Here is a 24461-nt window from a genome sequence, read left to right on the forward strand (position 1 = left end):
AAATCAAAGAATGAGAATTATTATACTTTTTTTCTATTTTTTTTAATTTCGTGTGAAAAGCAACCAGAAAAACAAAAAGAAAACTTTTGGGAAAGGCTTGAAATAATTACTCAATTTCAAAAGATTACTGTCGAAAGAAATTCCGATAGCGCTGAAGTTGAAAACATAATTTGGAATGATGGAATTTACGATATTCCCCAAAAATATATTATTGAAGACACTGTGTACACAAAAATTCATCTTAATAAAAGTGAAAAGGACAGTCTAAAAGATTGGATTTTTAGCTCTATTACAAACCCTAAATTAACTGACGCAAACGCTTCCGATTATGTTGGAAACGTGAAACTAAAATTTATTGATAGAAATACAACTTTAACTTGCGAATATAATTCTGTTGGTGAGTGGAACGAAGTTTCAGAGAATACAAAAAAAATATACAATCTATTAAATAGCAAAACGAAATTATCAAAACAATAAAAACTGCGTACAACATAGGTAACCGTTGCACAACTCAAAACTCAACAAAATAAAATCATATATGACCTCGTTTAAGCCTTTTTAAGCGAGGTTTATTTTTGGAGTATATTCAATAATTAAAAATAAAGTGGTAGAAAAAAGCAAATCTTCAAGCCCAATATGACCTGCTTTTAGAGTGCCATACTTTACCTTTGGTAAGGCACATATTTGGGCAAGTAATTTGGATTTTTTAGGCGTAAATTTCAGGTATTTCTTTAAGTTATAGCAAAGAGCGGCTAAGAGAACATGTTTGTTCGCTTGGGCCATTCCTCGGCTATTGATGCGTTTCATATTGTGATGGTTGATTAAAGTACCTAAAACGGGTTCTACCGTAGCACTTCGTCTCTTGACCATCTGTTTAAAATACCGTTTATTTTGGGTAATTTTCTCGTGCATCCGATCGTATAAGGGCTTGTGAATGCTTTCTTCGATTTTTTTGAACTTTGTTACTTTTCCACAACATGACGGTCTTAAAGGGCAGTCTGCACACGATTTTTCGCTGCTTCGATAACTTTTCTTTTGGTAACCTTTACTATCGGTTAAAATACGTTTAAAGGGTAAGATTGCTCGATTTCCACCTTCTTGAATGCATTGGTATTGATTTAATTCTTTGTTGAAAATAAAGCCTTCGCGATCAGGTTTATATTGTCCAAAATTAGGAATATAAGCATCGATTCCGTGGGTTTCACAATACCCTAAACTTTCTCCACTGCTGTAACCTGCATCTGCCAAGACTTGATCAATTTGCATCTCATTACCCTTAAAATTTGCCAAGGTTTGATTCATGATTTCTGAAAAAATCGCACTGTCCTTGCTCCCTGCTGTACTGGCACAGGCGCCCGTTATGACATGGTGTTTATCATCTACGGCTAATTGACCGGCATAATTTAATTGTCTCGGTTTTCCTGGTTTGGTAGAGATTTTAGCATCCGGATCCGTTGGACTATAATGGGTATGATTGCTTAAAAATTTGGGCCGAATTTCTTCGCCATCCTCATTGATTTGTACACTTTTTCGAGCGGCTGGCATCGCTTTAAATTCTTCTTTTTTCCAATTATGGTGTTGTTCAACTAACTTTTTTCGTGTTGAAGTGACTTTATATTCACTATTTTCTTCTAATTCGTTGACATAAGCAGAAGCATCTTCTAACACTTCTTTTTCAACCAAACTATCCATGCTGGCATTGGCCTTGATAAATGCACTATCCACCGCTTGACGACGACCTTGCACCATCCCTTTTTTAACACAAAGACTTAACACTTGACGAAACAATTCTAAAAAAACTTCTTCTCCTAATAATTGACGTGTTCGGCTAATGGTTGAGTGCCAAGGTAAATCTTCATTTAAATCATAGCCTAAAAATAAACGTACATCTAAACAATTGCTACAGTAGCGAATCAATGCCCGATCACTGTTGATGTTGTTTAAATAACCCACCAATAAGATCTTGAAAAAGACCACAGGATCAATACTTTTTTGACCTTCTTTTCCATAATATTTTGAGGTCGCTTGATAAAGAAAATCAAATGATAATTCTCGCTGTATTATTCGGTAGTAATTATCCAAAGGTACCAATCGATCTAAACTTAAATCGTAAAATAATTGGGGTGTAAATTCTTTTTTGCCTTGCATAATAACAAGTTAAGAAATTTTACGTTATTATAGTTGTGCAACAAGCACATACTATTTGCGAAAAACGGGCTGAAAGTAAACTTTCATCCCATCTTTTTCCGCTCGCAAAATTGCTTTTCTAAAAACTTTCAATTAATTTAGTTTTAGCCAATGGTAGGACGACCGAAATAACAAATAAAATATGGGACTGACTGACATAAAAAAAGAACTTAAAAAACTGGACAAGGACAAACTAATTGACCTTGTTGCCGACTTGTATAAAAAGAACAAATCAGTAAAAGAGTTTTTTGACTTTTATGTAAATCCAGACGAGAGAAAACTTTTTGAAAAATATAGGGCCAAAGTATTTGAAGCGTTTTACCCTAAACGTGGTTACAACTATAAACTTAAAGACGGTAAACAAGCAATTAGCGACTTCAAAAAACTCGGGACATCGACAGAATTACTTGCTGACTTGATGCTATGCTACGTTGAGACAGGAGTAAAATTTACAAATGATTTCGGAGACATCAATGAAACTTTTTATAAAAGCTTGGCGACAACTTTTGTTGATAGCTTGACTTTGATGAGAAAAGAAAATCTTCTTGACAAATTTGAAGACCGAGTTGGAAAAGTTGTTGACGACACGAGCGGAATTGGTTGGGGTTTTCACGACTATTTAGTGCAAGTTTGGATTGACTTTTATCCAACAGAAGACGAAGAAGATTATGAAGACGACAACAACGAAACACAAGAAAACGAAAAAATAATAAAACTGGCCGGACAATGACAACTGAAAGAACCACTGGCTATAACAAGGGTTTGGCGAAATGGCGGGTTAAGGCTAAATTTAAAGTTTCGGCTTTCTATTCCGCAAAAAGCCAATTATATTGCCTTTTTTCTTAAATTTATTCAATAAATTGGCTTTTGCTTACCGTGTCGCTAAATTGAAACTTTTCGCTTCAATTTCCGCCACTGACGCCAAGCCCCGAAACGTTATGGGCAATTTTAAATCCGACACCACGAATGAAAAATAAGATATTGACTTTTTTACTTTCACTAACAACTTTAACAGCTTGCGGACAAAAGAAAATTGAACAGAAATTTTTTACTTGGGACAATTTTGTGGACGGATTTGGAAAAGAAATGGTTTCTGCCGAAGACGTTTTTAATAATATGGTTAAAAGCGGACTTAAAGACAACTGCTTAACAAAAATGGACTTCACTTTTATATCAGACAAAAAAGAAAACTTACAAAAACTCGGAGAATTTATAAAGTTACATTATCCATACACTGTTCAAGAAGTAAAGAAATACGGGAAATTGTGGGAAATCAACGGTGAGACAAATGAAATTCCAATGACAGCGGACAACTTGCTTTATTGGGGTTTAGATATGTATAAACGTGGTTACGAATTTGACTCAAAACTTGACGCTTACGGTGGACCATTTGACCCGAAAGACCAAAAATTTCCTGAAATTGACTCTTCAAAAGCAGATTACTATTTTGACAAAGGATTAGAGTGTTACAACAATGGAGATTTAAGCGGTGCAATATTTAATTGGACTTTGACTATACAAATTGACCCAACAGACCCAAACGCTTATTATTCAAGAGCCATTGTGAAAAACGAACTTTACACTTGGAAATCTGCACTCAAAGACTACGACAAAGCAATCGAAATTGCTCCTAAATTTGTTAGTGCATTTATAAATCGTGGTGGATTAAAAGACGAAAATGGAGATTATCAAGGTGCAATCGCTGACTATGAAACTGTTTTGAAACTTGACAAATTAGAAGCTGAAGAAAAACAACAAGCTTATTTTAATTTAGGAAACACATACTTTAACCTAAAAGACAAAAAGAGAGCTTGCAAAAATTGGAATAAAGCTTTTGAAAACGGTGCGGAATATGCAAAAGAACGAATAAATGAACATTGTAAATAAGAAAAACTGCCCATAACATCGGTTTTGCAAAATGGCGGGCTAAGAGAAATATTGAAAGTTTTGGCTTTCTAATCCGCCACTATCGCCAATACGCGGCCCGTTAGCAGAAATTTTGTTAGTAAAAACCGTCAATATGAAACTTATTATCAATTTGGTACAAGTATTGTTTTATTCTAAATATTAAATTTTAGAAGCAGGTTGTATAGGGATAACCACCCAAAAAGAAATTAAAAATTTATTAATTATTTGTTTAACATTTTTAAATTTAATAGTATGAAAACTTTAAAGATTTTTTTGTTAACCATTTTTATTAGTTTAATATTTTTTTCTTTAACATCTTGTAGTGATGATGATGTTACAAATTATCAAGTTAAATCACAATCGGAACTTTCCGTTCTAAGTAAAAACTCTTCTGAACTTACCTCAAAACAAATCGCTGAATACCATAACATTGCGGTTGAATTATTTTTAAACAACGATGACGGTCATAAAAAGACTATTAAGGAAATTGAAAACTCTGTAATAAAATTAATGACTGACAAGTATCCAGATTTAATGAGAAATTTTGAGGTAGATGATAATTACAATTTTATTAAGTCTGAATATAATGCTTTTTCTATCAATCCAAACCAGTTAGAAAATATAATTGATAATGGTTTTAATAAATTTTTATTGGACAAAAAAATTTCCAAAACTTTTGCCCAAGATTTAAAAGAACTGACACTTAATGATGAAATTTCTTTTAAGGACAAAATCTCATTTTTAGATTCGTATAATGCAACTGGAATTTATGAAAGTAAATTCATTGATGTTTATAAAGAAGTTCTTATTGCTTCTAATAATCTTTGGAATTTAAACGGTACATCAGCAAAAGCTAAAATGAAATGTAGTTCTGGTGTAATTGCGGCTGACGCTGTAGGTGCAGGTTTAGGTTTATTTGGTGGTCCAGTATGGTCGATTATCCAAGGAGCCGTAGTTTCTATAGCTGTAAATGAGGATTGTGATAACTAACACAATAATCAAAGGCTGTCTAATAGACAGACTTTTTCTAAAAATTTGCATTATGAAAAAAATAATAGCAGCATTGTTTATATTGTCATTATTACCTATAATTTACGTTGTGTTATTCAAAAAAGATGTTAATGACATTTATTTTTATTATCTAACAATGGGAACTTTAATGTTTGGAGTAGTACTTTACCCATTAAATTTAAATTTTAGTTCTAAAAAAGATTTTTTAATCATCCCTGTTATAGCTTATTTGATTTTTTCTATTCTAAACATTTTTCTGATTAAATCATTCGACGATAAAATAGCTATAGTAAATCTACTAATAGGCTTATTTTCATTTGGACAATATTATTTACAACAGAAATCCAAACATAAAAACTTCTGCTAACATCGGTAACCGTTGCACAACTCAAAACTCAACAAAATAAAATCATATATGACCTCGTTTAAGCCTTTTTCAACGAGGTTTATTTTTGGAGTATATTCAAAATAATTAAAAATAAAGTGGTTTTAAAAAGCGGATTTTAAAGTCTAATTCACCTGTTTTAAAAATAGCATGCTGTACCTTTATTTGGGCAAGTAATTTTGACTTTTTAGGCGTAAATTTCAGGTATTTCTTCAGGTTATAGCATAAGGCGGCTAAGAGAACATGTTTGTGCTCTTGGGCTTTTAAGAGATTATTTTCCCAAAGGAACTGACCTTTCGATTTACTCTGAAAAAGAACTGAAAAAAGTGCAACGTGAACTTAATGAAAGACCTCGAAAAGTACTTGATGGATATTCACCAACCCAAGTTTTTAATCGAATGATTATTCAACAAATCAAATCATCAAAATTTTTACTATTTTTATACAAACGTTGCATTAGCAACTTAAAACGGCCCTCCAAAGCTTACGTAAAAAAAAATGCTAACAAAAATTATAAATATATTCGCCGCTTTATTTGGTTTATTATTGTTTTCAATTTTGACTTATACTTTCTACGAGAACGCTTCTAAAAACTTATCTAAATATTCTAAAATTGAAAAGAAAGTAATTGATAAAGGAGTTACAAAATCAAAGAATAATAAGGATATATTTTACTTACAACTTTCTAATATTGAAAAAAAGTTCAAAATTTATTCTGTGACTCAAAATTATAACGATCTTAATAATCAAATTAATATTGGTGATAATATTAAAATATATTTTGAAGAATCAAATTCTTTAGAAAATAAATATTTTGAAATAATTCAGCTTGAAAAAGAAAATCAAATTTTAATTAATCATAACAAGCATAAATTTATTTATTATGGTTTGGCATTTTTAAGTTTATTAGCAAATATTTATATTTTATTGATGCTTTTTGAATATTTAAAATATGGAAAATTTGAGAATCCAATTCCTCCAATCTTTTAAAAGAACCTGCAGATAACATCGGTAACCGTTGCACAACTCAAAACTCAACAAAATAAAATCATATATGACCTCGTTTAAGCCTTTTTAAACGAGGTTTATTTTTGGAGTATATTCAAAATAATTAAAAATAAAGTGGTTTTAAAAAGCGGATTTTAAAGTCTAATTCACCTATTTTAAAAATAGCATACTTTACCTTTGGTAAGGCACAGATTTGGGCTAGTAATTTGGACTTTTTAGGCGTAAATTTCAGGTATTTCTTCAGATTATGGCATAGGGCGGCTAAGAGAAAATGTTTGTTCGCTTATGCTTTTAAGAGATTATTTTCCCAAAGGAACTGACCTTTCGATTTACTCAGAAAAAGAACTTAAAAAAGTGCAAAGGGAACTTAATGAAAGACCTCGAAAAGTTCTTGATGGATATTCGCCAGCACAAGTTTTTAATCGGATGATTATTCAACAAATCAAATAATCAAAATTTTTACTATTTTTATACTAACGTTGCATTAGCAACTTGAAACCGCCATGATTCGAATTTTACTTACATTTATAATTATATCTATTAATTTTACTTTTTCTTTTGGCCAAAATTTAAATCCAAATGAAAGTATCTTAACAATGCCTGAAAGTCTTTTTAATTATTATACAAAAGTTCGAAATAAACTTTTAAAAGATAATTACAAGAATACTTTTTTAAAACTTATCGTTTTACCATCATTTCAAGCTGAATATTCATTGAGAGTAGTGAAATCCAATAATGATTTTTATGGTATTGTAACTAAAGTAGAGGAAAATATATGGTATGCAAAAGATTATGAAAATTTAAAAGTTGAGGAGTTTACTTCCCAAATAAATAATCATATTATTGAATTACTATTAAAAAAATCCGATATAATCTTAAGTAATACTCAATATTCAAATATAAATAATTTCGCTATTGACGGAGTACGTTTCGTATTTGCGAATCAATCTAAAAGTGGTACATTTAGAACTGGAGATAATTTTAAAGATTATAAATTTATAAAAATATTAGAACGATTAACAGAAAATATAATTTCACAAAATGAGTTCAATCTAATTGAATCTGAAATACAGTATTTAAATAGTAATATAAAATAAAATAGTATATGCAAAAAACAAGCTGAACCCTTCGACAAGCTCCGAATAAAATCCAACTTTCATCCCATCTTTTTCCGCTCGCAAAATTGCTTTTCTTAAAACAATACACTAATTTAGTTTCATAGCCGGCGCCATTTGCTTGAACGGATGTAGTTCAATTCACGTTGAAGTTATCTCCCTTAGTTGGCTTCGCCGAAGCTAAAGCTTTAGCACCACGAAGCAGCACCGCAGGTAAATACTCGGCTCGTTAGCCGACATTTTTTCAAAAAACTTGTTTACTAAAATTTAAATCTATAAAGTTGTTGCTGTAATTTAATGGATTTCTTAAAGAAATCAATATTTAATAATTTTAATATAAATGAATCGACTTAAAAAATGGACTAATTTTAGTGGAATATTTATTATTCTAATTTGTTTCTTTTCTATGCAAACAAAAATTTATCTGGAAAATTTTAGAGGAAGTTTCGTTTATAAAATTGGTTCACCTTTAATGTTATTCCTTTTTTACTTCGGAATACTTTTTTCAATACTAAATACATTTTTTCTCGTTTATGTACATAAAGAGAACTATGTAAAATATTTATTTTGGATATTCATAAATTTATTACCTTTCACTTTCTTGCTTTATAGAATAATATTTTAATAAAACAATAAAAAACGTCGGCTAAGATAGTATTTCGCGAAAAACTGGCTAAACCCTTCAACATGCTCAGGATAAAATCCAACTTTCAGCCCCTTCTTTTCCGCTCACAAAATTGATTTTCTTAAAACAATAGACTAATTTATTTTAGAAACAGAGCCATTTGCTCAAATAGACGGAGTTCAACTCACGTTGAAATTCTCTCCTTTAGTAGGCTTCGCCGAAACTAACGCTTTCGCACCGCGAAGCAACACCGCAGGTAAATACACGGCTCGAACTGTAATTTTAATGAGAAATACTGACATTGAATTTAAAATTAATATCAAATCTGAATTTAAGAATCTGAAACATCTAATTATTAATACAGTAATTTCTTTTGCATTTATTTTTACTTTTCTGTTCTATTATGATATACCTTTAATTTCTTTTATGATATTAGTTTATTACATAATATTTAATCTATTACCTGTTTTAATATTACATAATAACTCTGAAAAACATAATAGAAATAAAAATTTAAAATTTTCTGATAATTATCTCATATTTGGAAACAAAAAAATATGAGATAATGATATTGAGAATATTAATGTATACGGAACATATCAGTCAATTAATAAAAATAGAAATGTGATGCTCAGTTATGGAAATTGTTTTAATTAAACCGATTGATTTCACTACTCCTCCAATCCACGACCTTTTAAACGATCTTATTGAATGAAAATAACTGATATTAAAGAAAAACATTCCAAATCCATTTATACTATAAATGAATTTAATGAAAGGGTTCGAATTTTAACTGATGTGGAAGTTAATCGTAAAGTAATATCTGCAAAATTTAGCATTAGAATTTTAAACTTCATTATCGATATTACAATTCTTATTTTATCATTGTCTGTAATTTCAAAAATTTTAGATGATCTTTTTTTATTGAAATCCGCAAAATTGTATCTACAACTTTCATCACCTATCATACTTATTTTATATTACACTTTTACAGAATATAAGTTTCAACAAACTTTAGGTAAATTTCTAACTAACACGTATGTTATTAATGAATATGCTGATAAAATTACTTTATATCAAGCATTTATTCGTAATTTAAATAAGCCTGCTATATTCATATCAAGATTTTTTTTCATTTCATATTTTGAAGGTAAATCAACAGATCAACTTCCTCATGATATACAATCAAATACGTGGTGTGTAACTGGTGATGAATATAACTATTTACTCAGTAAACTTAATGATAACATCGCATAAAATACCAGTTGCATTAAAAAAAAACCTTAAATTCGTTTCATAACCCCTCTATACATGACTATAAAAAATTTCATTGCTATTGTATTAAAATTCATCGGATTATTTTTTATCCTTTTTATTTTCACTTCTTTCATCCCAGAACAAATTAATTATCTTTTCAATATGGATCTATTTTATCCTGGTATAGAAACATTCATCCCATTTCCGCTAATTACCATAATCGTCGTATTGATTATTCTATTTGGAATCTATTATACCACAATCTATAAAACAGAATTGATGCTAAAATTTTTGAAGATTGATAAACATTTTGGTGATCAAAAAATTGAAAGTGAACAGCTACAACTTCCAAAATTTACTCAAATTGGTGTTTTGTTGGTATGTATTACGATTTTAATTTTTCAGCTTCCAATATTTATCAAAGAATTGGTTACTTACATTAGTGCTGAAGGAAAATATCAAGAAAGTTTAACGTACATATTTTTAGGCAGCGGAATTTCTTCATTCTTAGCCTTGATGGGATTCATGTTTAGTGATAAAATCGCATCTGCATTAACCAAAAAATAAAACGATAGCATTTATTATTCAATTCGCAATTGCTTTAAATTCTTGCGGTAATGATCCATCAGATACTCTTTCGAAAGGTATCCGGCATACTTGTTTTCTTTGGTTAAAAGGACATAATGCTCATTTTGGTCATTCATATGATTTAAAATTGTACGTGCTGCATTAAAAATCGAAAAAGTTTTTACTGATCGGATAATTGTAGGAGTAAAACTTTCGGCGTTATGATGCTTAAAATCATTCCATCGTATTTCGCCTACGACCTCATCATCTGCGTTAAGAATCGGAATAAAAAGTTGTTCATTTTCTTGAAATAAATGAGCAACTTCGTCAAATGTACATCCTTCTTTTAGGGTTTTAATATCCGATTGATACGTATTAAACACATCAATTTTATTCAATAAATTCGAGTCTTTATCCGAGGTAAAGACAATTCCTTGATCAGCAACTGCATAAATATCCATTGAATATTTATCAAAACGTCGTGAAATAGCAAAACTAATCGATGACACAATCATTAAAGGTACAATAAGTCCATAACCACTGGTAATTTCAGCGATTAAGAAAATAGCCGTTAAAGGCGCATGAAATAGACCACTCAATAAAGCGGCCATTCCGACCACTGTAAAATTTTGCAGAGGGATATCTTGAAATCCCAACAATTGAAAAAATTTGGAAACGACAAATCCAAGATAAGAACCAACAAATAATGAAGGAGCAAAATTTCCTCCATTTCCACCACTCCCTAAAGTTAATCCTGTCGCAATGGATTTTACCAGCATTATACACACCACGATGAACAATAAAACCCAAGGATGATCACTAAATGATTCCAATAATGAATTATTGACCAGCTGATTGGATTCATCATTCGCTAAAAATAATATGCTTTCATAACCTTCACCAAATAAGGTTGGAAATATAAAAATCAACAATGCCAACAAACTGGCCCCAAATATTCCCTTCATATAGGGATTTTTGTACCGATGACTGATTTGATGTTCCACTTTTCGAAACATTCGGGCATGGTAGATGGAAACTAACCCTCCCAAAACACCCAATAAGATGTAATAAAAGGTATTGTGATAATCAAATCCCAATTGATTTTTAAAACTCAAAAGTATTTGATCGCCAAAAACTAAATTTCCGATAATAGAGCCTGTTGCAGAGGACAATAGCAAAGGGATAAAAGCTGTCACACTCATATCTGCCAATACGACTTCGATGGCAAATAAAACACCTGCAATAGGGGCATTAAAAGCTGTTGCAATTCCGGAAGCTACTCCACAAGCCAATAATAAGGTCCTATTTTTATAATTGAAATGATAGTATTGGGCATAGTTTGATCCAAATGCCGCTCCCGTAATGGTAATGGGTGATTCTAACCCCGCGGAACCTCCCATACCTACCGTTAACGAGCTGGTAATAATTTGGGAATACATTTGTTTTTTAGGCATTATCCCCGATTTCTGCGCCACCGCAATCATAATTTGAGACGTACCTTTTTGAATCGATCCATTTAAAAATTTTTGAACCACTACAATCGTGAGTAGAATTCCAATGACTGGAAAAATACTATTGGCATACGGCAATTTTAACAACGCATTGATCGAAGAACTGATTTGCAACACTTTGTGGGCGAACGTTTTTAAAACAATTACTGCCGCCGCCGATGATATGGATACCAAGATACAGGATAAATATAAAAACTGTTTTTCGTTCAAGATGTTTTGTAGGAGTTTTAATAAATCTTGAAAAAAATGGATAAAATTTTTAAACTTTTCTAGGAATAGTTTTCGTACTGATTTTGGCATACGCAAATTTAGAACTTAAACATCGGATTAAAAACATTTCAATTCCAATATAACGCTTTCTTTTGAGAGCCATCGCTTAAGAATGAGATCCTATGATTTTTAGAAATAAACGCTAAAACAAAAGATAATGTTTTATTTTTGACACCTAAAATATTAGCATTGATCAATACGACTTCTCACCCATTTTCCATTCAGACCGAACGCCTTGAATTGCTTCCATTTACAAAAAGCATTTGTCTAGCCACTCTCCAAGGTGATTATTCATGGTTTGATGCTTTACAATTGAATTCTTCCGATTATTGGCCCGATGAAGATATTTTAGAATCTTTACCTCGTACCTTAAACACATTAACTAAAATCCATCAACCAACAGGTTTTGAATCTTGGATGATTATCGAAAAAGATACTCGTACCATTATTGGCGATGTAGGATTCAAGGGGTATCAATTCATTCAAAATACATGTGATTTAGGTTATGGAATTGTGAAGGAAAAACGTCGACAAGGGTTTGCATTCGAAGCATGTGAGGCAATTGTACAATGGGCATTAGCCAATCAACAGCTTGAAGCCATTACCGCAGCAACCTATCATGACAATAATGGTTCAATTCGCTTGTTGGAAAAACTACAATTTATTCGAATCGCTCAAGACGAAGAATTTATATATTGGGAACTTAAAAAATAAAAGTTATCCAATCGTTGTATCTTATGTTTCAATATGGTATTTTCGAATTTCATTATTTTGAGAACCTCATCGATAAAATAGGATATATTAGATTTCGAATTCAAAGAAAAGTTCTACTCCATGTTAGAACGTTTCGTTGGAAGTATTCGCCCAATATAAAGGAATATTTCCTTTGTTCACTGAATCGTTTTTCTATCCTGTATGTAAGCAATGATCCATCAAAATACTTGAGGAATAAATCTACAAACCATTAATACACATGAAGAAACAATTATTAACCATCTGCTTACTAAGCATCTATAGCTATGGACAAAACATATTTCCGATCAAATTAGATCAATGCAAAGTGGATCGATTTTGCTTGGATTGTGGTGATCAAAAAGTAACGATAAAGGATGAAACGTTACATGAAGCCATTGATAAAATAAATGCTATTCCTGAACTAAAAGGAATTTCAGGTAAACTAACATTGCAAGTATTGGTCGATAAAAAAGGAAAACCTTGTGTGTTATCCCATACGGATTCATCTAATCATCCTTTAACTGCCAAAGTGATTGCCATTATCAATGCGACGAAAAAATGGTCACCTGCTATCACAGATGGTCAAATAGAAGAAAAAACTTCAGTCAACTTTAGTCTCAATATAACCAATGGTGTTGCAACTGCAGGTATTGAACGTGTGGATATGAATGCGTTTAAAGCAAATTTTGATCATCCCAAAGATCCTGAGATCTTCAACACCCATTATACTTATAAAAACGAAAATCTACCGTCCTATCATTTTACGGTTTGGAATAATAAAAATTCGAACATTCCCAGCAATCAAAATGATTATATCGCCATCGATGCCAATGGTGCAATTTGGGTAACAGCAGATGAATACATGACGAAATGGGAGAATCAAACTTTCTTTACCCTACCACAACTTCAATATCCCAATGGGAATTTCGCTCATTTTAACACATTAGCGATCGATCACCAACAAACCATTTGGACCTATGCTATGAATTCAATTTATAGTACTACAGGAAAGGAGTGGACAAAACATGATCCATCCACTACAGGAATTGAATCGGTATATGATATTTACACCAATCATCGGACAAAAGAAGTGTTTTTTTGTTCAGATCAAGGACTTACCATTTTAAAAGACAATCAATGGACTTCGTATACTCAAAAACAATGGAAAGATTTACCATCAAACCGCGTGTATTTTGCGCAACGTGATTCAAAAAATCGATTATGGATCGGAACTTTTGAGGGAACGATGATGATTGATGAACACGGAAAGACAATAAATTTTGAAAAGACTCAAACCATATTGAATGGAAAATGCATTACAGCGTTCACAGAGGATGAACAAGGAAATGTTTATTTCACGTTATATGAATTTGGGGATAAGAACAAAGGAAAAATCAATCGCAATGAAGGGATTGCCATTTATTCAGCAGATGGAAAATTCACACAATTCACCACTGATAATTCCGGATTACCCTTTAACCATACCAATGCGATTGTATACGACAAGAACGAAAAAGTGGTATGGATTTCTACTGATCGTGCAGGTTTGGTTCGATATGATTTAAATGGGAATTGGGAAAATTACCACAACAAAAATTCAGCAATTCCAACTTCATACCTATCTAACTTAGCTTTAGATGCAGAAGGAAATCTCTACTTGGCTACACGACAAGGTGTCGTAAAAATGCAAAAAAAATAAATCAAAAAAATAAAAGCCTCAAGAGATCTTGAGGCTTTACCATCACTACTAAAAATTTAACTTATGGTAATAACACTTGATCAATCACGTGTATCACTCCATTCGTTGCTAATGTATTAGGAGCCAACACAACGGATGCTGAAGCATTCGCTCTACCTTTTATTGTAACTTGATTTCCGATATTTACAACTAAATTTCCTCCTTGAACAGTTCCTAGGGTTTGATTGTTACTTAAATCCGATGAAAAAGCACGGGCTCCTACCACATGGTATGTTAAGATTGAGGTTAATACTTCTGGGTCAGCAGCCTGAATCGATGCAATTGTAGGAAAACCAGCATTGATAAACGCTTGGTTTGTAGGTGCAAATACCGTTAAACCTTCTGTTGAAGCTAAGACATTCGCTACGTTTGTATTGCCTTGGCTAGCTCTAACTACTGCAGCCACTAAATACGATAAATTCTCATTTCCTTGAGCTGTTTCTACCACGTTTCCTGATGCTGGTATTAGAACACGTTCGATGGCGTGAATAACACCATTCGAAGCCATAATATCCGCTTGATTCACTTTCCAACCATTCACGAATACCCCACGGGTATCTTTAGTGACATATACAGCATCCCCTTGAGCAGTTGTTACTTTTGCATTAGGTCCTGCAGGTACTGCTGATGAAGCAACTTTACTGGCTAACGTATGATACAATAAAATATCTTTTGTTTGTTCTGCAGTTAAACTTGCTAACGTTGCATTTGTAATTCCACTGGCTTCGAATGCGGCATTATTGGGAGCAAAGGTCGTGAATTCACCATTACCATTTAATGTGGCACCTAGTCCTGCTTTTGTTACCGCTTGACTTAATGTCGAAAATGCGGGTGTTGAAGTAACGATAGAAGCAATTGTTTGATTGGAAGAAACTTCCAGTTGATTATCGTCATCATCGCTACATGATACCATTACCGTTCCTGTCATCACTAAACCTAGGCCCACTTTGGTCATCGATTTTACCATTGATTTTAATTTCATATGTTTTTTATTGGTTTGATTTAATAGGATAAAAATATACTATTAAACTCAATTAAAGAACATTTTGATACTATTTCAACATTATAAAATCCATTATTTAGTTTATTATAATACTATTTTAAATTTTACAAATAAAAAATCCGACCACTTTATCTGTCGGATTATCGAATTTATTTCAAATATGCTATCGCAGCTTCAAGAACTTCATCGCGATTTGCTTGGATCCCTTTTCGTGTGGGTTTCACTTCTATATCCGGAACGATACCAATTCGTTGGGTTTCTCTACCATCAGGATAATAGACGCCTAAACCTGAAACCCATGATTCAATTCCACCTGGAAGGATTATCGAAATGACATTTCCATCTGCTCCAGCGGTTTGATTCCCCATAATTATCGTTTGTGGACCTACTTTCAGCGCCATGGTCAAAAATTCGGCTGCACTTTGGGTTACTTCATTGATTAATACCACCACTTTACCAGTATACGTTACCTTTTGCTTTCGCAATATATTTTCAGCGCTAAAAAGAAATTCTCCAGGATGTTGGACGTTGGGAAACGAAAATTTAGCATATGGAACTTTATCTTTTACAAAATAACTTGCTAATTCTTCTGGTAACCGAAGATTAGGGTAATTACGAAGGTCGATAATGATCCCTTTCGTGGAAATTAAATCTTTTTTCAACCTCAAAATATCTTTTTCCTTGAGAGTGGCAATGGAAATGTATCCCAAATTATTTTCCATGACATGGTATCCTTTATCTAGAGGATTCGTTTTGTACCAGGTATAATAATCCAATTGATCTTTCGGATACAAAGGAATTGTTTGTTCCATTGATTTCCCATTCGATTCAAAAGTTATATTCATTGTCGATTGATTAGAACGCAAAAGATCCATTGCAAGATTACGCAAATAAGATCCTTTATTCGATGCAGGATAATACGAGGCTAATTCCTTTACCATATCTTCTACATATTTTCCATTAATGCGTGTGATACGATCACCTTTTTGAATACCAATGGATGAAGTGAATTGAGGTTGATAATCATCTACCATAATGAATTGATCTTCTATAAATGCCCCTCGAAAAGATGCATAATATTGTCCTTTTTGCTTCAGGATTTGATCATTTCCAGCTTTTATCATCGCATGAGAATCATTGGTTTCAGCCATTAATTGCAAGACTACTAATTCATAGGCCAATTCATCAGAAGCATCGATAAATTTTGGAATATAGGGTATCAATATGCTGTCCCAAGATTGGTCGGTCAAATGTTTGTACGGATAAAAATATTGAATGTTGTTCCAATACCTGTACAGCGCCAATAATCGTGTTGCTGCATCGGGATACGGCGTTTCAGGGTATATCTTTTCATGGATGAACTCCACAGCGCCATTTCCTTTATTTGTCGTCACATAATAATGTTTCCCCTGATAACGATTGTGGTATATTTCAGTCAATTTTTGTTTCAACGGTTCATAAGATAATGAAGTATTAATCCAATCATGATGGGCACGTTGAACGGCTTCAGCTGAAGATGGAGCACACGATGTACAAGGCGGAATTTCACCTAAGGTTTCAATCCAATCTAAAAGATATTTTTCCTGTTCTTGAGGGGTAGAAGCTACTAAATAATTGGTCAAAATTCGAAATAATTCTTGATCCCAATCATATTTCCCTTCTCCTACCATCGGATGATGGTATTTTAAAAATCCCCAAACACGACCTAAACGATCTAACGCTTGGATTTGAGATTTATTCAATGAACTTATTGAGATTTGGGACGATTCAACGGGTTCCGGATCAATAAGGGGTTTCTTTTTCTGTGCGCAACTTTGAATGCTCCAGAACAGCGAAAAGAATCCCAACAGATATAAATATTTCTTCATGGTTTATCGTATCTGTATCGAAGATAATTCATTTTCAATATGGTGTAAAGTCATTTTTCCTTTAAACCAAAAAAAATACCTCAACCAAGGGTTGAGGCATTATCATTAGAAGCTCTGATCGACTTCTGCTTCGTATATCGTAAAAAGATCTTCAATCAACATTTCTGAATCTTCAGATTCATAATATTTCTGTAGCACTTGTATTAAATCCTTATAATTGGATTCCAGTGTCAATTGAATATGTTCTTGACTTTGGTATTCTTCTTCTAAAGATAATTTTGGAGCATGATCACCCAAGAATTCATCCTGATAAATCACTAATTCATGGGCTCCAAACCCTTGTGCTAAAATATCGATATTCTCTCTCAAATCAATCAATCGATTGGGATGTAACGAAATATGATGATTCAATCGTTTACTTCTCAACTCAATAATTAATCCATATAATTTTCCAATATCGTAGGCTTCATGAATTTTCATCGTCTTTTGTTTTATGCGCCACACAAGCCTTCAGAAATGATTTTAGACCCTCTCAGCTCATTTGTATTACGCGAAATTAATTTCATCAAAAGTAACAATTAATAATCAAGGTGGAGGTGTTAGTTGTTAAGCGTTAAGCGTTAAGCGTTAAGCGTTAAGCGTTAAGCGTTAAGCGTTAAGCGTTAAGCGTTAAGCGTTAAGCGTTAAGCGTTAAGCAAAATTAAATTTTCACTTTTATTTTTTCATTTTTCATTTTTCTCTTTTCATTTTTCATTTTTCTCTTTTCATTTTTCACTATTATTTTTTTTACCCCCTAAGTCGAACCCAAAAACTTTTCAAATGCAAATTGTTAAAGCCATTACAGATCCTCCACAAAATGCCCGTTGTCGTATATAACATTTGCCGCCAATTCAAACATATGCGCTTCAGATTCAAAGAAATGCATCATATAACCAGCAGTATTCGGAAAAATAATCAAATCTCCTACGGCTGGAAATTGTTGGAATGTAATTTTTCGTTTTAAAATAAATTCTTGCTCTAAGCAATAGGCACCAACTAAATAACCAGCTATGACTTCATTTTCTGAGTTTTTATGGATAGGGAGATGAATAGGATCCAATAAAAAATCTGCACTTGAACTTCTCAATTGGGTACGATTCATTTCCAAACCAAAAAGCCAATTTCCATCCGTATCTTTTTTTCGGAAAGCAACTCTAGCTACAGTTACTCCACATTGATCCAATAAAGAACGCCCAGGTTCCATGCGTAACTCGATTCCTCGTTCGATAAGCAACTTAAAAATAGGTTGTTCATAATGAGCTGATGTAGCCGTTAAAATAGCCTTCAGAATACCTTCTTTATGCAACGTATTGTAGTAAGGATAAACCGTTGGTTCTCCATACAGTTGATCATGAATTTTAACCATTCCTAGGGGATCATTTTGATAGGTTAACGCAGGACGTTCGCCCATCACAGCCCGTTTTAATTCACGATGAAAATTCTCCCATTCGGATGCATCGGCTAAATAATTCATCAATAGTCCTCCACCAATATCCAAGGAATACGTATTTATCCCAACTGTCTTCAGACGGTCGATTAATTGAATGGATTGCTCAAGAGCAGCCACCCGTTGATCGACAGAATAGCCATTCAAATGAAAATGCAGTCCTGTATAATCTACATATTCTTCATGTTCGTTCAAGTATTGAATGAATTGAAATGCATCATCCAATAAAAACCCAAAGCGTGTGGGCAAAGTTTCCCCTTCAAATTGGAAACCGCCTAATCGAATATTTACAGTGACTTTTTTTTGTTGTTCGTGAATAATTTTTTGGAGCAATTCCCATTCATCTTGATTATCCAAAACAATGGTGACGTGATGATCCACCGCCAATTGCAATAGTTTCTCATTCTTCACCGATCCTGTAAGAATCAGATGATCGGAATGAATTCCTGCATCTAAACATTGCTTAAGTTCACGATAACTTGCAGTATCAGCACCTTGACTAGCTTTTGAAGCTTCCAAAGGAAAAGCCATGCATTTATTGGCTTTTCGCGCAAAATAAATTTTATGTTGAACACCTAATGCATCAAATACGGAACGATAAGCAGAAATATTTTCATGAAAGGGAGTCAAATGATGGACATTCAATGGGGATTGATGCTTCTGAATGGCTTGTACTAAACCTTCTGAATCAGCCACCAATTGATGGACCCATTCATGCAATAAGGGCGTTAATGAAAGTGATGTTTCAGGTTGATGTATTGTATTCATAATTGTTTGTTTTTAAGGAATGAAATGAAAAGGTTTTGTTTTCATCTGATGAATGATTGTTGAAATAATGGATGGAGCCAAATTATTTTTCTTTCGGGATAAAGAATCATTATCGAAAAGGATTCCTTCCGTATTGCTCCCATATAAATAAATGGACCAATCCTCAGGGTGCTTAATTTTACCAGTAGATTGCATGGATATCACCCCCGGAAGATAGCCCTCATTGTCGAATGCTTGGACCAAATTATGAGTATACATTTGCTGATAAATCCTCGAATTATGTTGCATTAAATTGGGACGAGCGATACGGGCATCAATGATATAATCCACCATTTCTCGTTGCTTCGTAGCTTTTAATTGAAATTTATTCTCTCTTGGAAAATGTGCGATGGATAATGATTCTGTAGAAATCATTTGAATCACATTCGCTTTAATCAACGCCAATATTTTCTTCATGTTCGCTATCGGTGGCCCATAGCTCGTACGACAAAATGCTCCAAAAAGCTCTTGATCCAAATCACGTTGAGATGCTCCTGTAAATCCACCAAAAGCATACACTTGTGCAATGTATGGCGATGCTTCCCGCCACACTGCAGCGGCGGCCATGAGAGGACTTTTTAATTCTCCTTTTTCCGCTTCTTCGATAAAAAAGGTGATGTATTCAATGTAAGCCTCTTGAACCGAAGTTTTCACCGGAAGTTTTGGAAATAAGAGGTGATTCATAGAAAAACGTTCCGATTCTGGTAAATCTTGAATGTATGCTGTGACGATTTTCTTATCGCGCTGTTGTAGCAGTGTGCTATAATAAGCGAATTGAATTTCTTGCTCCAATTTTGGTACTATTTCTTGACTAAAATCGATGGGTTCGTTTTTCGATTTTTCTATGAACGCAGTCCACCATTCTTCAGTTAATAATTGCAATGCATAGGTTTGTTCCCCATAGATAGGACCTCGGGGCATAATAGGGATTTGATTTCTTGAAAAAGGCAATAAAACAGGTTCGTTTCCACTGGGCTGATAATTACCGTGACCATCAAATCGTCCACCTTTACCTTCTGTTAAGGCCAATGCAACATCAATAAACGTTAAACCCCAACCGATAATTCCAACTTTTTCTTTGGGTGGAATACCATTCAATTGATCCAAAGGATAAGCGGAGGAAAAATAAGTTGATGGAAGCGTATCTTTATCCAATTTAACCAAAGGTGCATTCTGATAACAATGACCTGTTGCCATCATTAAATGATCAACTTCTAGGCTATGGTGAAGAGATTCTATTTTCAACCGATTGTTGGAAATCCGATGTACATTCTGTACTTCTTCATCCAAGAGGGTGATCTTGACCTGCGGAGGCTTTTGAGCCAATATTTTCAAAAGTGTATCTTGCAAATAGAGTCCTACAACTGCACGAGAAGCATAATCTGTAGGTCGCACCGTTTGTGAATGAACTTGAAATTTTTCCAACCATTGCATCAAATTTAATTGGTCGGAAGAGGCACTAGAATTTTGATCCCATGCATCCACATGTCCAATGCAATAATTGATCAACAAATAATCTGGCTGTTCGGGATCATAATTGGGACCACTCCCAAAATTTGAGGTTTCATTCCACCAAAAAATTTCAATCGGAGGAATTTGTTCTTCGGAACGGAGTTGTCGAAATAACTCTTCAACAAGATACATTCCTTTTGGTCCTCCCCCAACTATACCAATCACATGGGCAGATAACGTTGAGTCCAAATCCTGTCTCGAATGATGTACATATTTTTTTACATCCATCGGAATTTGCAAAGCCATCGGATTCAAATCTTCTGTTTTCCAAACCATTGCTTTATCATTTTAAAATGTTGATGAACCCAATCCTCTGAATAAATGGTTTGCAAATATCGTTCGCCATTATCAGGGAAAATTGCAACCACAAGGGCTTCTTCAGGTAAAGAGGAAATCGTCTTTTCAAGGGCTTTAACCAATGCACCTGATGACCCTCCTGCTAAAATGCTTTCTGCATTTAACAATTGATGACAGCCTTCTACGGTTTCTTGATCTGATATGTGGACCACTTGATGCACTTGATTCATTTGTACAAAAGTCGATTTTCGACTTGCACCCATTCCTGGAATAATCCGTTTTTGAGGTTCATCTCCAAAAATGACACTTCCTTTGGCATCTACAGCAATCATTTTGGTTGGAGCCTTGTACTTTTCGATGGCATCTGCTAAACCGCGTAACGTTCCACATGTACTGGTAGACACAAAGATATAATCGGGATTTTTCCCTAGCGATTGAACAATCTCTACAAAGGTTTGCTCATGTACTAAGGGATTGTCCATATTATGATACTGATTCGGCCAAAAACTATCTGGAATTTCTGTTAACAATTGCTGCACTTTTTCCAATCGAGTATTCAAATAACCACCTTTACCATCATGTTGATCAACGGTGATTATCTGTGCTTTAAATGCTTTTAAAATCGTAACACACATCGTATTGATATGAGGATCGGTGACTAAAATCAATTTCAAACCCAAAAAATGACAAATTCGGGCTAATCCAATGCCCATATTTCCAGAAGTGGATTCAATGACCGTACTATTTTCTTTTAGATTCCCCTGTTTTAAAGCATTCTTTATGATATGATATGCTGTGCGGTCTTTGATACTTCCGCCAGGATTAAACATTTCCATCTTCCCGTATAATCGAATGGTTGAGGAATGAAATAGACGGACCAGTTCAATTAAAGGTGTATTCCCTATACAGGATAAAATCCCTACGTTCTCTTGATTATTCATGTTCTCATTTTAGTTTAGGTGGTTTCAAGTGCTAGATGATATCATCGGTTCACTTGCTTACTTTTCTAACTATAGAAAATAAATTCCTGAAAAGCGTATTTTTTCATCAATTTGAATTGATTATTTTAAATATAACGAATTAATTTTTAAACACATCGCTAAAAGCGCATGGAAATTGTAGGAAGTTGATCACCGCTATATTTAGACATAAAAAAAGACCAATTTTACAATTGGTCTAGGTTGATAAATCGTAGCATTACACTTTAATGTACATCACAATAAAGAATGAATAGCTCTGCTATAGGTTTAGAACTAAATTATTAAATAAATTTAAATTACACAAAAATTTTTATTTCAACATCTTATACATTTATTAAACATTTACAATCATATAAAACCAATCCATTATTGCTCCATTCAAACCTTTTTCTGTAATAAACGATTCGATCCGATTAAATCCCCCCTATCTTCTCATAAAATAAACTTTTTCCAAAATTGTTCGAAAAAGCAACAATTCATAATAAAGTATTTGATATATCCAAATCCAAAACCACTATTTTATTCAATATGAGTCGTTTTCGATCCAAAACCCGTAAAATATACTCATTAAGAATAACACAATACCACTATTGATAAATACTTTTTATTTTATCTTTGCTCGCAGAGAAATCTACATAGGCTTCATTGCAGATTAGGTTTAAGTTAGTTAGGTAATCCCTTTTGAAATTTTAAAAGGGATTTTTATATTAATACTCTGATGCTGTTGAAGAATAATAACTATAATAATGAGAAATTAGATCAAACGTCTTACTTCTCGATACAATTTTCTTATGCTGAAGCAACGAAAATCACTCGAAGTGACGGAAGTGAGATATTTGGATTTAAGTTCATCGTTTATATACAAACTCTACCAGTCAAGCGGAACTGTTTTCAGCTTCTTATCGCAAAATAAAATTTCGTCATTTCGAGTAAATATCTTTAATTTTTGTATCGAGAAATGATACGAAATTTAGTTGTATTATTGTTTCCCTTGATCAAATAATCCAATGTTTCTCGTTCTTTTTTCATTGTAGAAAACCATGAAGTTGTAGGTTATACGTTTTAAGTTTTACGTATTTTCTTTAATTATTTTTTTTTATAACTGGTCTTGTCATTCTACGCTTGTGGAAAAATTAATGCTTTCAGTATAATTCTGAGAACTTAGGTACAACCGAAATCATTTCAAATAACTTTATATTACTTTTTTGCTTCATGAAAAAAAGAAACAATACTTCGGCATGCTCAATACAAGTAATCCACGCTTTCCAAGATTAGCAATTAAAAAATTATGTTCATTTTTTTCGTCAAAAAAACGAACCAAAAAAGACATTGCTAAAATCTTCGACTAAAAATAAATTGATTCAGAGGAATGTATTAAATCTCTCGCTATCGCTCGGTAATTCATTCTAATCTCTTCTTCAATTTATTTTCTTAACGTCTGCGATTTTCAGGCAATATTTTTATTTCTATTAACCTCTAATTTATCGATACAATTTTCTTATGCTGAAGCAACGAAAATCACTCGAAGTGACGGTAGTGAGATATTTAGATTTAAATTCATCGTTTATTTACAAACTCTACCAGTCAAGCTGAACTTGTTTCAGCTTCTCATCCCAAAATAGAATTTCGTCATTTCGAGTGAAAATCTTTGATTTTTGTATCGAGAAATGATACGAAATTTAATTGTATTATTGTTTCCCTTGATCAAATAAACCAATGTTTCTCATTCTTTTTTCATTGATGAAACCCCATGAAGTTGTAGGTTATACGTTTTAAGTTTTACGTATTTTCTTTAATTATTTTTTTATAACTGGTCTTGGCATTCTGAGCTAGTGGAAAAATTAAAGCTGTCAGTATAATTCTGAGAACTTCGGTACAACCGAAATCATTTCAAATAACTTTATTTTACTTTTTTGCTTCATTAAGAAAAGAAACAATACTTCGGCATGCTCAATACAAGTAATCAACGCTTTCCAAGATTAGCAATAAAAAAAATTATGTTCATTTTTTTCGTCAAAAAAACGAACCAAAAAAGACATTGCTAAAATCTTCGACTAAAAATAAATTGATTCAGAGGAATGTATTAAATCGCTCGCTATCGCTCGGTAATTCATTCAAATCTCTTCTTCAATTTATTTTTTTAACGTCTGCGATTTTCAGGCAATATTTTTATTTCTATTAACGTCTTACT

The 24461-nt window shown here is 33.0% G+C and carries 18 protein-coding genes and 2 pseudogenes; 12 read left to right on the forward strand and 8 right to left on the reverse strand.

Annotation, left to right across the window (positions count from 1 at the left end; genetic code table 11):
• Positions 1-558: 558 nt before the first annotated feature.
• Entirely contained in the window at positions 559-2148 is a 1590-nt protein-coding gene (locus AC1QSP_RS04710; RefSeq protein ID WP_484080004.1) for an IS1182 family transposase, read from the reverse strand.
• Between the two features lie 181 nt (positions 2149-2329).
• On the opposite strand from AC1QSP_RS04710, the gene AC1QSP_RS04715 reads away from it, so the two are divergent.
• The 10 genes and pseudogenes from AC1QSP_RS04715 (at position 2330) to AC1QSP_RS04760 (ending at position 10063) form a co-directional block, all read left to right on the forward strand.
• The gene (locus AC1QSP_RS04715) at positions 2330-2917 is read left to right on the forward strand and encodes a DUF6155 family protein (protein WP_484080005.1); all 588 of its coding nucleotides are present in this window, start codon (positions 2330-2332) and stop codon (positions 2915-2917) included.
• Positions 2918-3153: 236 nt separating this feature from the next.
• The gene (locus AC1QSP_RS04720; RefSeq protein WP_484080006.1) at positions 3154-4074 is read left to right on the forward strand and encodes a tetratricopeptide repeat protein; all 921 of its coding nucleotides are present in this window, start codon (positions 3154-3156) and stop codon (positions 4072-4074) included.
• Between the two features lie 273 nt (positions 4075-4347).
• Positions 4348-5085, forward strand: a complete 738-nt coding sequence (locus tag AC1QSP_RS04725; protein WP_484080007.1) for a hypothetical protein — start codon at positions 4348-4350, stop codon at positions 5083-5085.
• Between the two features lie 52 nt (positions 5086-5137).
• Positions 5138-5473 carry a hypothetical protein gene (locus AC1QSP_RS04730; protein WP_484080008.1) on the forward strand — a complete coding sequence of 112 codons (336 nt, stop codon included), beginning with the start codon at positions 5138-5140 and terminating at the stop codon, positions 5471-5473.
• Between the two features lie 275 nt (positions 5474-5748).
• Positions 5749-5895: pseudogene (locus AC1QSP_RS04735) on the forward strand (IS30 family transposase); the annotation flags it as partial.
• 94 nt (positions 5896-5989) lie between these two features.
• Positions 5990-6481 carry a hypothetical protein gene (locus AC1QSP_RS04740; protein WP_484080009.1) on the forward strand — a complete coding sequence of 164 codons (492 nt, stop codon included), beginning with the start codon at positions 5990-5992 and terminating at the stop codon, positions 6479-6481.
• A gap of 306 nt (positions 6482-6787) precedes the next feature.
• Positions 6788-6949, forward strand: a pseudogene (locus AC1QSP_RS04745) (IS30 family transposase); the annotation flags it as partial.
• A 53-nt stretch (positions 6950-7002) separates the two neighbouring features.
• The gene (locus AC1QSP_RS04750; protein WP_484080010.1) at positions 7003-7596 is read left to right on the forward strand and encodes a hypothetical protein; all 594 of its coding nucleotides are present in this window, start codon (positions 7003-7005) and stop codon (positions 7594-7596) included.
• Positions 7597-8950: 1354 nt separating this feature from the next.
• On the forward strand, positions 8951-9496 hold the full coding sequence (locus AC1QSP_RS04755) for an RDD family protein (RefSeq protein WP_484080011.1): 546 nt from the start codon (positions 8951-8953) through the stop codon (positions 9494-9496).
• Positions 9497-9550: 54 nt separating this feature from the next.
• A complete protein-coding gene (locus AC1QSP_RS04760; protein WP_484080012.1) occupies positions 9551-10063 on the forward strand; it encodes a hypothetical protein in 513 nt (170 codons plus the stop codon).
• A 14-nt stretch (positions 10064-10077) separates the two neighbouring features.
• On the opposite strand, the gene AC1QSP_RS04765 is transcribed toward AC1QSP_RS04760, so the two are convergent.
• Positions 10078-11874: a chloride channel protein gene (locus tag AC1QSP_RS04765; RefSeq protein WP_484080013.1), complete on the reverse strand. Its 1797-nt coding sequence runs from the start codon at positions 11872-11874 to the stop codon at positions 10078-10080.
• Between the two features lie 138 nt (positions 11875-12012).
• On the opposite strand from AC1QSP_RS04765, the gene AC1QSP_RS04770 reads away from it, so the two are divergent.
• Both AC1QSP_RS04770 and AC1QSP_RS04775 read left to right on the forward strand, forming a co-directional pair.
• Positions 12013-12558: a GNAT family N-acetyltransferase gene (locus tag AC1QSP_RS04770; RefSeq protein WP_484080014.1), complete on the forward strand. Its 546-nt coding sequence runs from the start codon at positions 12013-12015 to the stop codon at positions 12556-12558.
• A 259-nt stretch (positions 12559-12817) separates the two neighbouring features.
• On the forward strand, positions 12818-14278 hold the full coding sequence (locus AC1QSP_RS04775) for a ligand-binding sensor domain-containing protein (protein WP_484080015.1): 1461 nt from the start codon (positions 12818-12820) through the stop codon (positions 14276-14278).
• A gap of 61 nt (positions 14279-14339) precedes the next feature.
• Here AC1QSP_RS04775 and AC1QSP_RS04780 read toward each other — a convergent pair whose 3' ends face one another.
• The 6 genes from AC1QSP_RS04780 to sbnA all read right to left on the reverse strand — a co-directional run bounded on the left by AC1QSP_RS04780 (position 14340) and on the right by sbnA (position 22231).
• A complete protein-coding gene (locus AC1QSP_RS04780; RefSeq protein WP_484080016.1) occupies positions 14340-15299 on the reverse strand; it encodes a fasciclin domain-containing protein in 960 nt (319 codons plus the stop codon).
• 170 nt (positions 15300-15469) lie between these two features.
• Positions 15470-17188, reverse strand: a complete 1719-nt coding sequence (locus AC1QSP_RS04785; RefSeq protein ID WP_484080017.1) for a S41 family peptidase — start codon at positions 17186-17188, stop codon at positions 15470-15472.
• A 105-nt stretch (positions 17189-17293) separates the two neighbouring features.
• Positions 17294-17668: a hypothetical protein gene (locus tag AC1QSP_RS04790; protein ID WP_322969472.1), complete on the reverse strand. Its 375-nt coding sequence runs from the start codon at positions 17666-17668 to the stop codon at positions 17294-17296.
• Positions 17669-18026: 358 nt separating this feature from the next.
• On the reverse strand, positions 18027-19442 hold the full coding sequence (locus AC1QSP_RS04795) for a Y4yA family PLP-dependent enzyme (RefSeq protein WP_484080018.1): 1416 nt from the start codon (positions 19440-19442) through the stop codon (positions 18027-18029).
• A gap of 12 nt (positions 19443-19454) precedes the next feature.
• On the reverse strand, positions 19455-21269 hold the full coding sequence (locus AC1QSP_RS04800; protein ID WP_484080019.1) for an FAD/NAD(P)-binding protein: 1815 nt from the start codon (positions 21267-21269) through the stop codon (positions 19455-19457).
• The gene (gene sbnA / locus AC1QSP_RS04805) at positions 21245-22231 is read right to left on the reverse strand and encodes a 2,3-diaminopropionate biosynthesis protein SbnA (RefSeq protein WP_484080020.1); all 987 of its coding nucleotides are present in this window, start codon (positions 22229-22231) and stop codon (positions 21245-21247) included. The genes AC1QSP_RS04800 and sbnA overlap by 25 nt, the downstream gene beginning before the upstream one ends.
• Positions 22232-24461 lie beyond the last annotated feature (2230 nt).

This window comes from Faecalibacter sp., assembly GCF_057177045.1.

Excerpts from the sequence above, each read along its gene's own strand:
- AC1QSP_RS04800 (WP_484080019.1), bottom strand. The coding sequence starts at position 21,269 with ATGGTTTGGAAAACAGAAGATTTGAATCCGATGGCTTTGCAAATTCCG.
- AC1QSP_RS04725 (WP_484080007.1), top strand. The coding sequence starts at position 4,348 with ATGAAAACTTTAAAGATTTTTTTGTTAACCATTTTTATTAGTTTAATA.
- sbnA (WP_484080020.1), bottom strand. The coding sequence starts at position 22,231 with ATGAATAATCAAGAGAACGTAGGGATTTTATCCTGTATAGGGAATACA.
- AC1QSP_RS04765 (WP_484080013.1), bottom strand. The coding sequence starts at position 11,874 with ATGCCAAAATCAGTACGAAAACTATTCCTAGAAAAGTTTAAAAATTTT.
- AC1QSP_RS04785 (WP_484080017.1), bottom strand. The coding sequence starts at position 17,188 with ATGAAGAAATATTTATATCTGTTGGGATTCTTTTCGCTGTTCTGGAGC.
- AC1QSP_RS04730 (WP_484080008.1), top strand. The coding sequence starts at position 5,138 with ATGAAAAAAATAATAGCAGCATTGTTTATATTGTCATTATTACCTATA.
- AC1QSP_RS04755 (WP_484080011.1), top strand. The coding sequence starts at position 8,951 with ATGAAAATAACTGATATTAAAGAAAAACATTCCAAATCCATTTATACT.
- AC1QSP_RS04750 (WP_484080010.1), top strand. The coding sequence starts at position 7,003 with ATGATTCGAATTTTACTTACATTTATAATTATATCTATTAATTTTACT.
- AC1QSP_RS04720 (WP_484080006.1), top strand. The coding sequence starts at position 3,154 with ATGAAAAATAAGATATTGACTTTTTTACTTTCACTAACAACTTTAACA.
- AC1QSP_RS04775 (WP_484080015.1), top strand. The coding sequence starts at position 12,818 with ATGAAGAAACAATTATTAACCATCTGCTTACTAAGCATCTATAGCTAT.
- AC1QSP_RS04780 (WP_484080016.1), bottom strand. The coding sequence starts at position 15,299 with ATGAAATTAAAATCAATGGTAAAATCGATGACCAAAGTGGGCCTAGGT.
- AC1QSP_RS04790 (WP_322969472.1), bottom strand. The coding sequence starts at position 17,668 with ATGAAAATTCATGAAGCCTACGATATTGGAAAATTATATGGATTAATT.
- AC1QSP_RS04760 (WP_484080012.1), top strand. The coding sequence starts at position 9,551 with ATGACTATAAAAAATTTCATTGCTATTGTATTAAAATTCATCGGATTA.
- AC1QSP_RS04795 (WP_484080018.1), bottom strand. The coding sequence starts at position 19,442 with ATGAATACAATACATCAACCTGAAACATCACTTTCATTAACGCCCTTA.
- AC1QSP_RS04710 (WP_484080004.1), bottom strand. The coding sequence starts at position 2,148 with ATGCAAGGCAAAAAAGAATTTACACCCCAATTATTTTACGATTTAAGT.
- AC1QSP_RS04740 (WP_484080009.1), top strand. The coding sequence starts at position 5,990 with ATGCTAACAAAAATTATAAATATATTCGCCGCTTTATTTGGTTTATTA.
- AC1QSP_RS04715 (WP_484080005.1), top strand. The coding sequence starts at position 2,330 with ATGGGACTGACTGACATAAAAAAAGAACTTAAAAAACTGGACAAGGAC.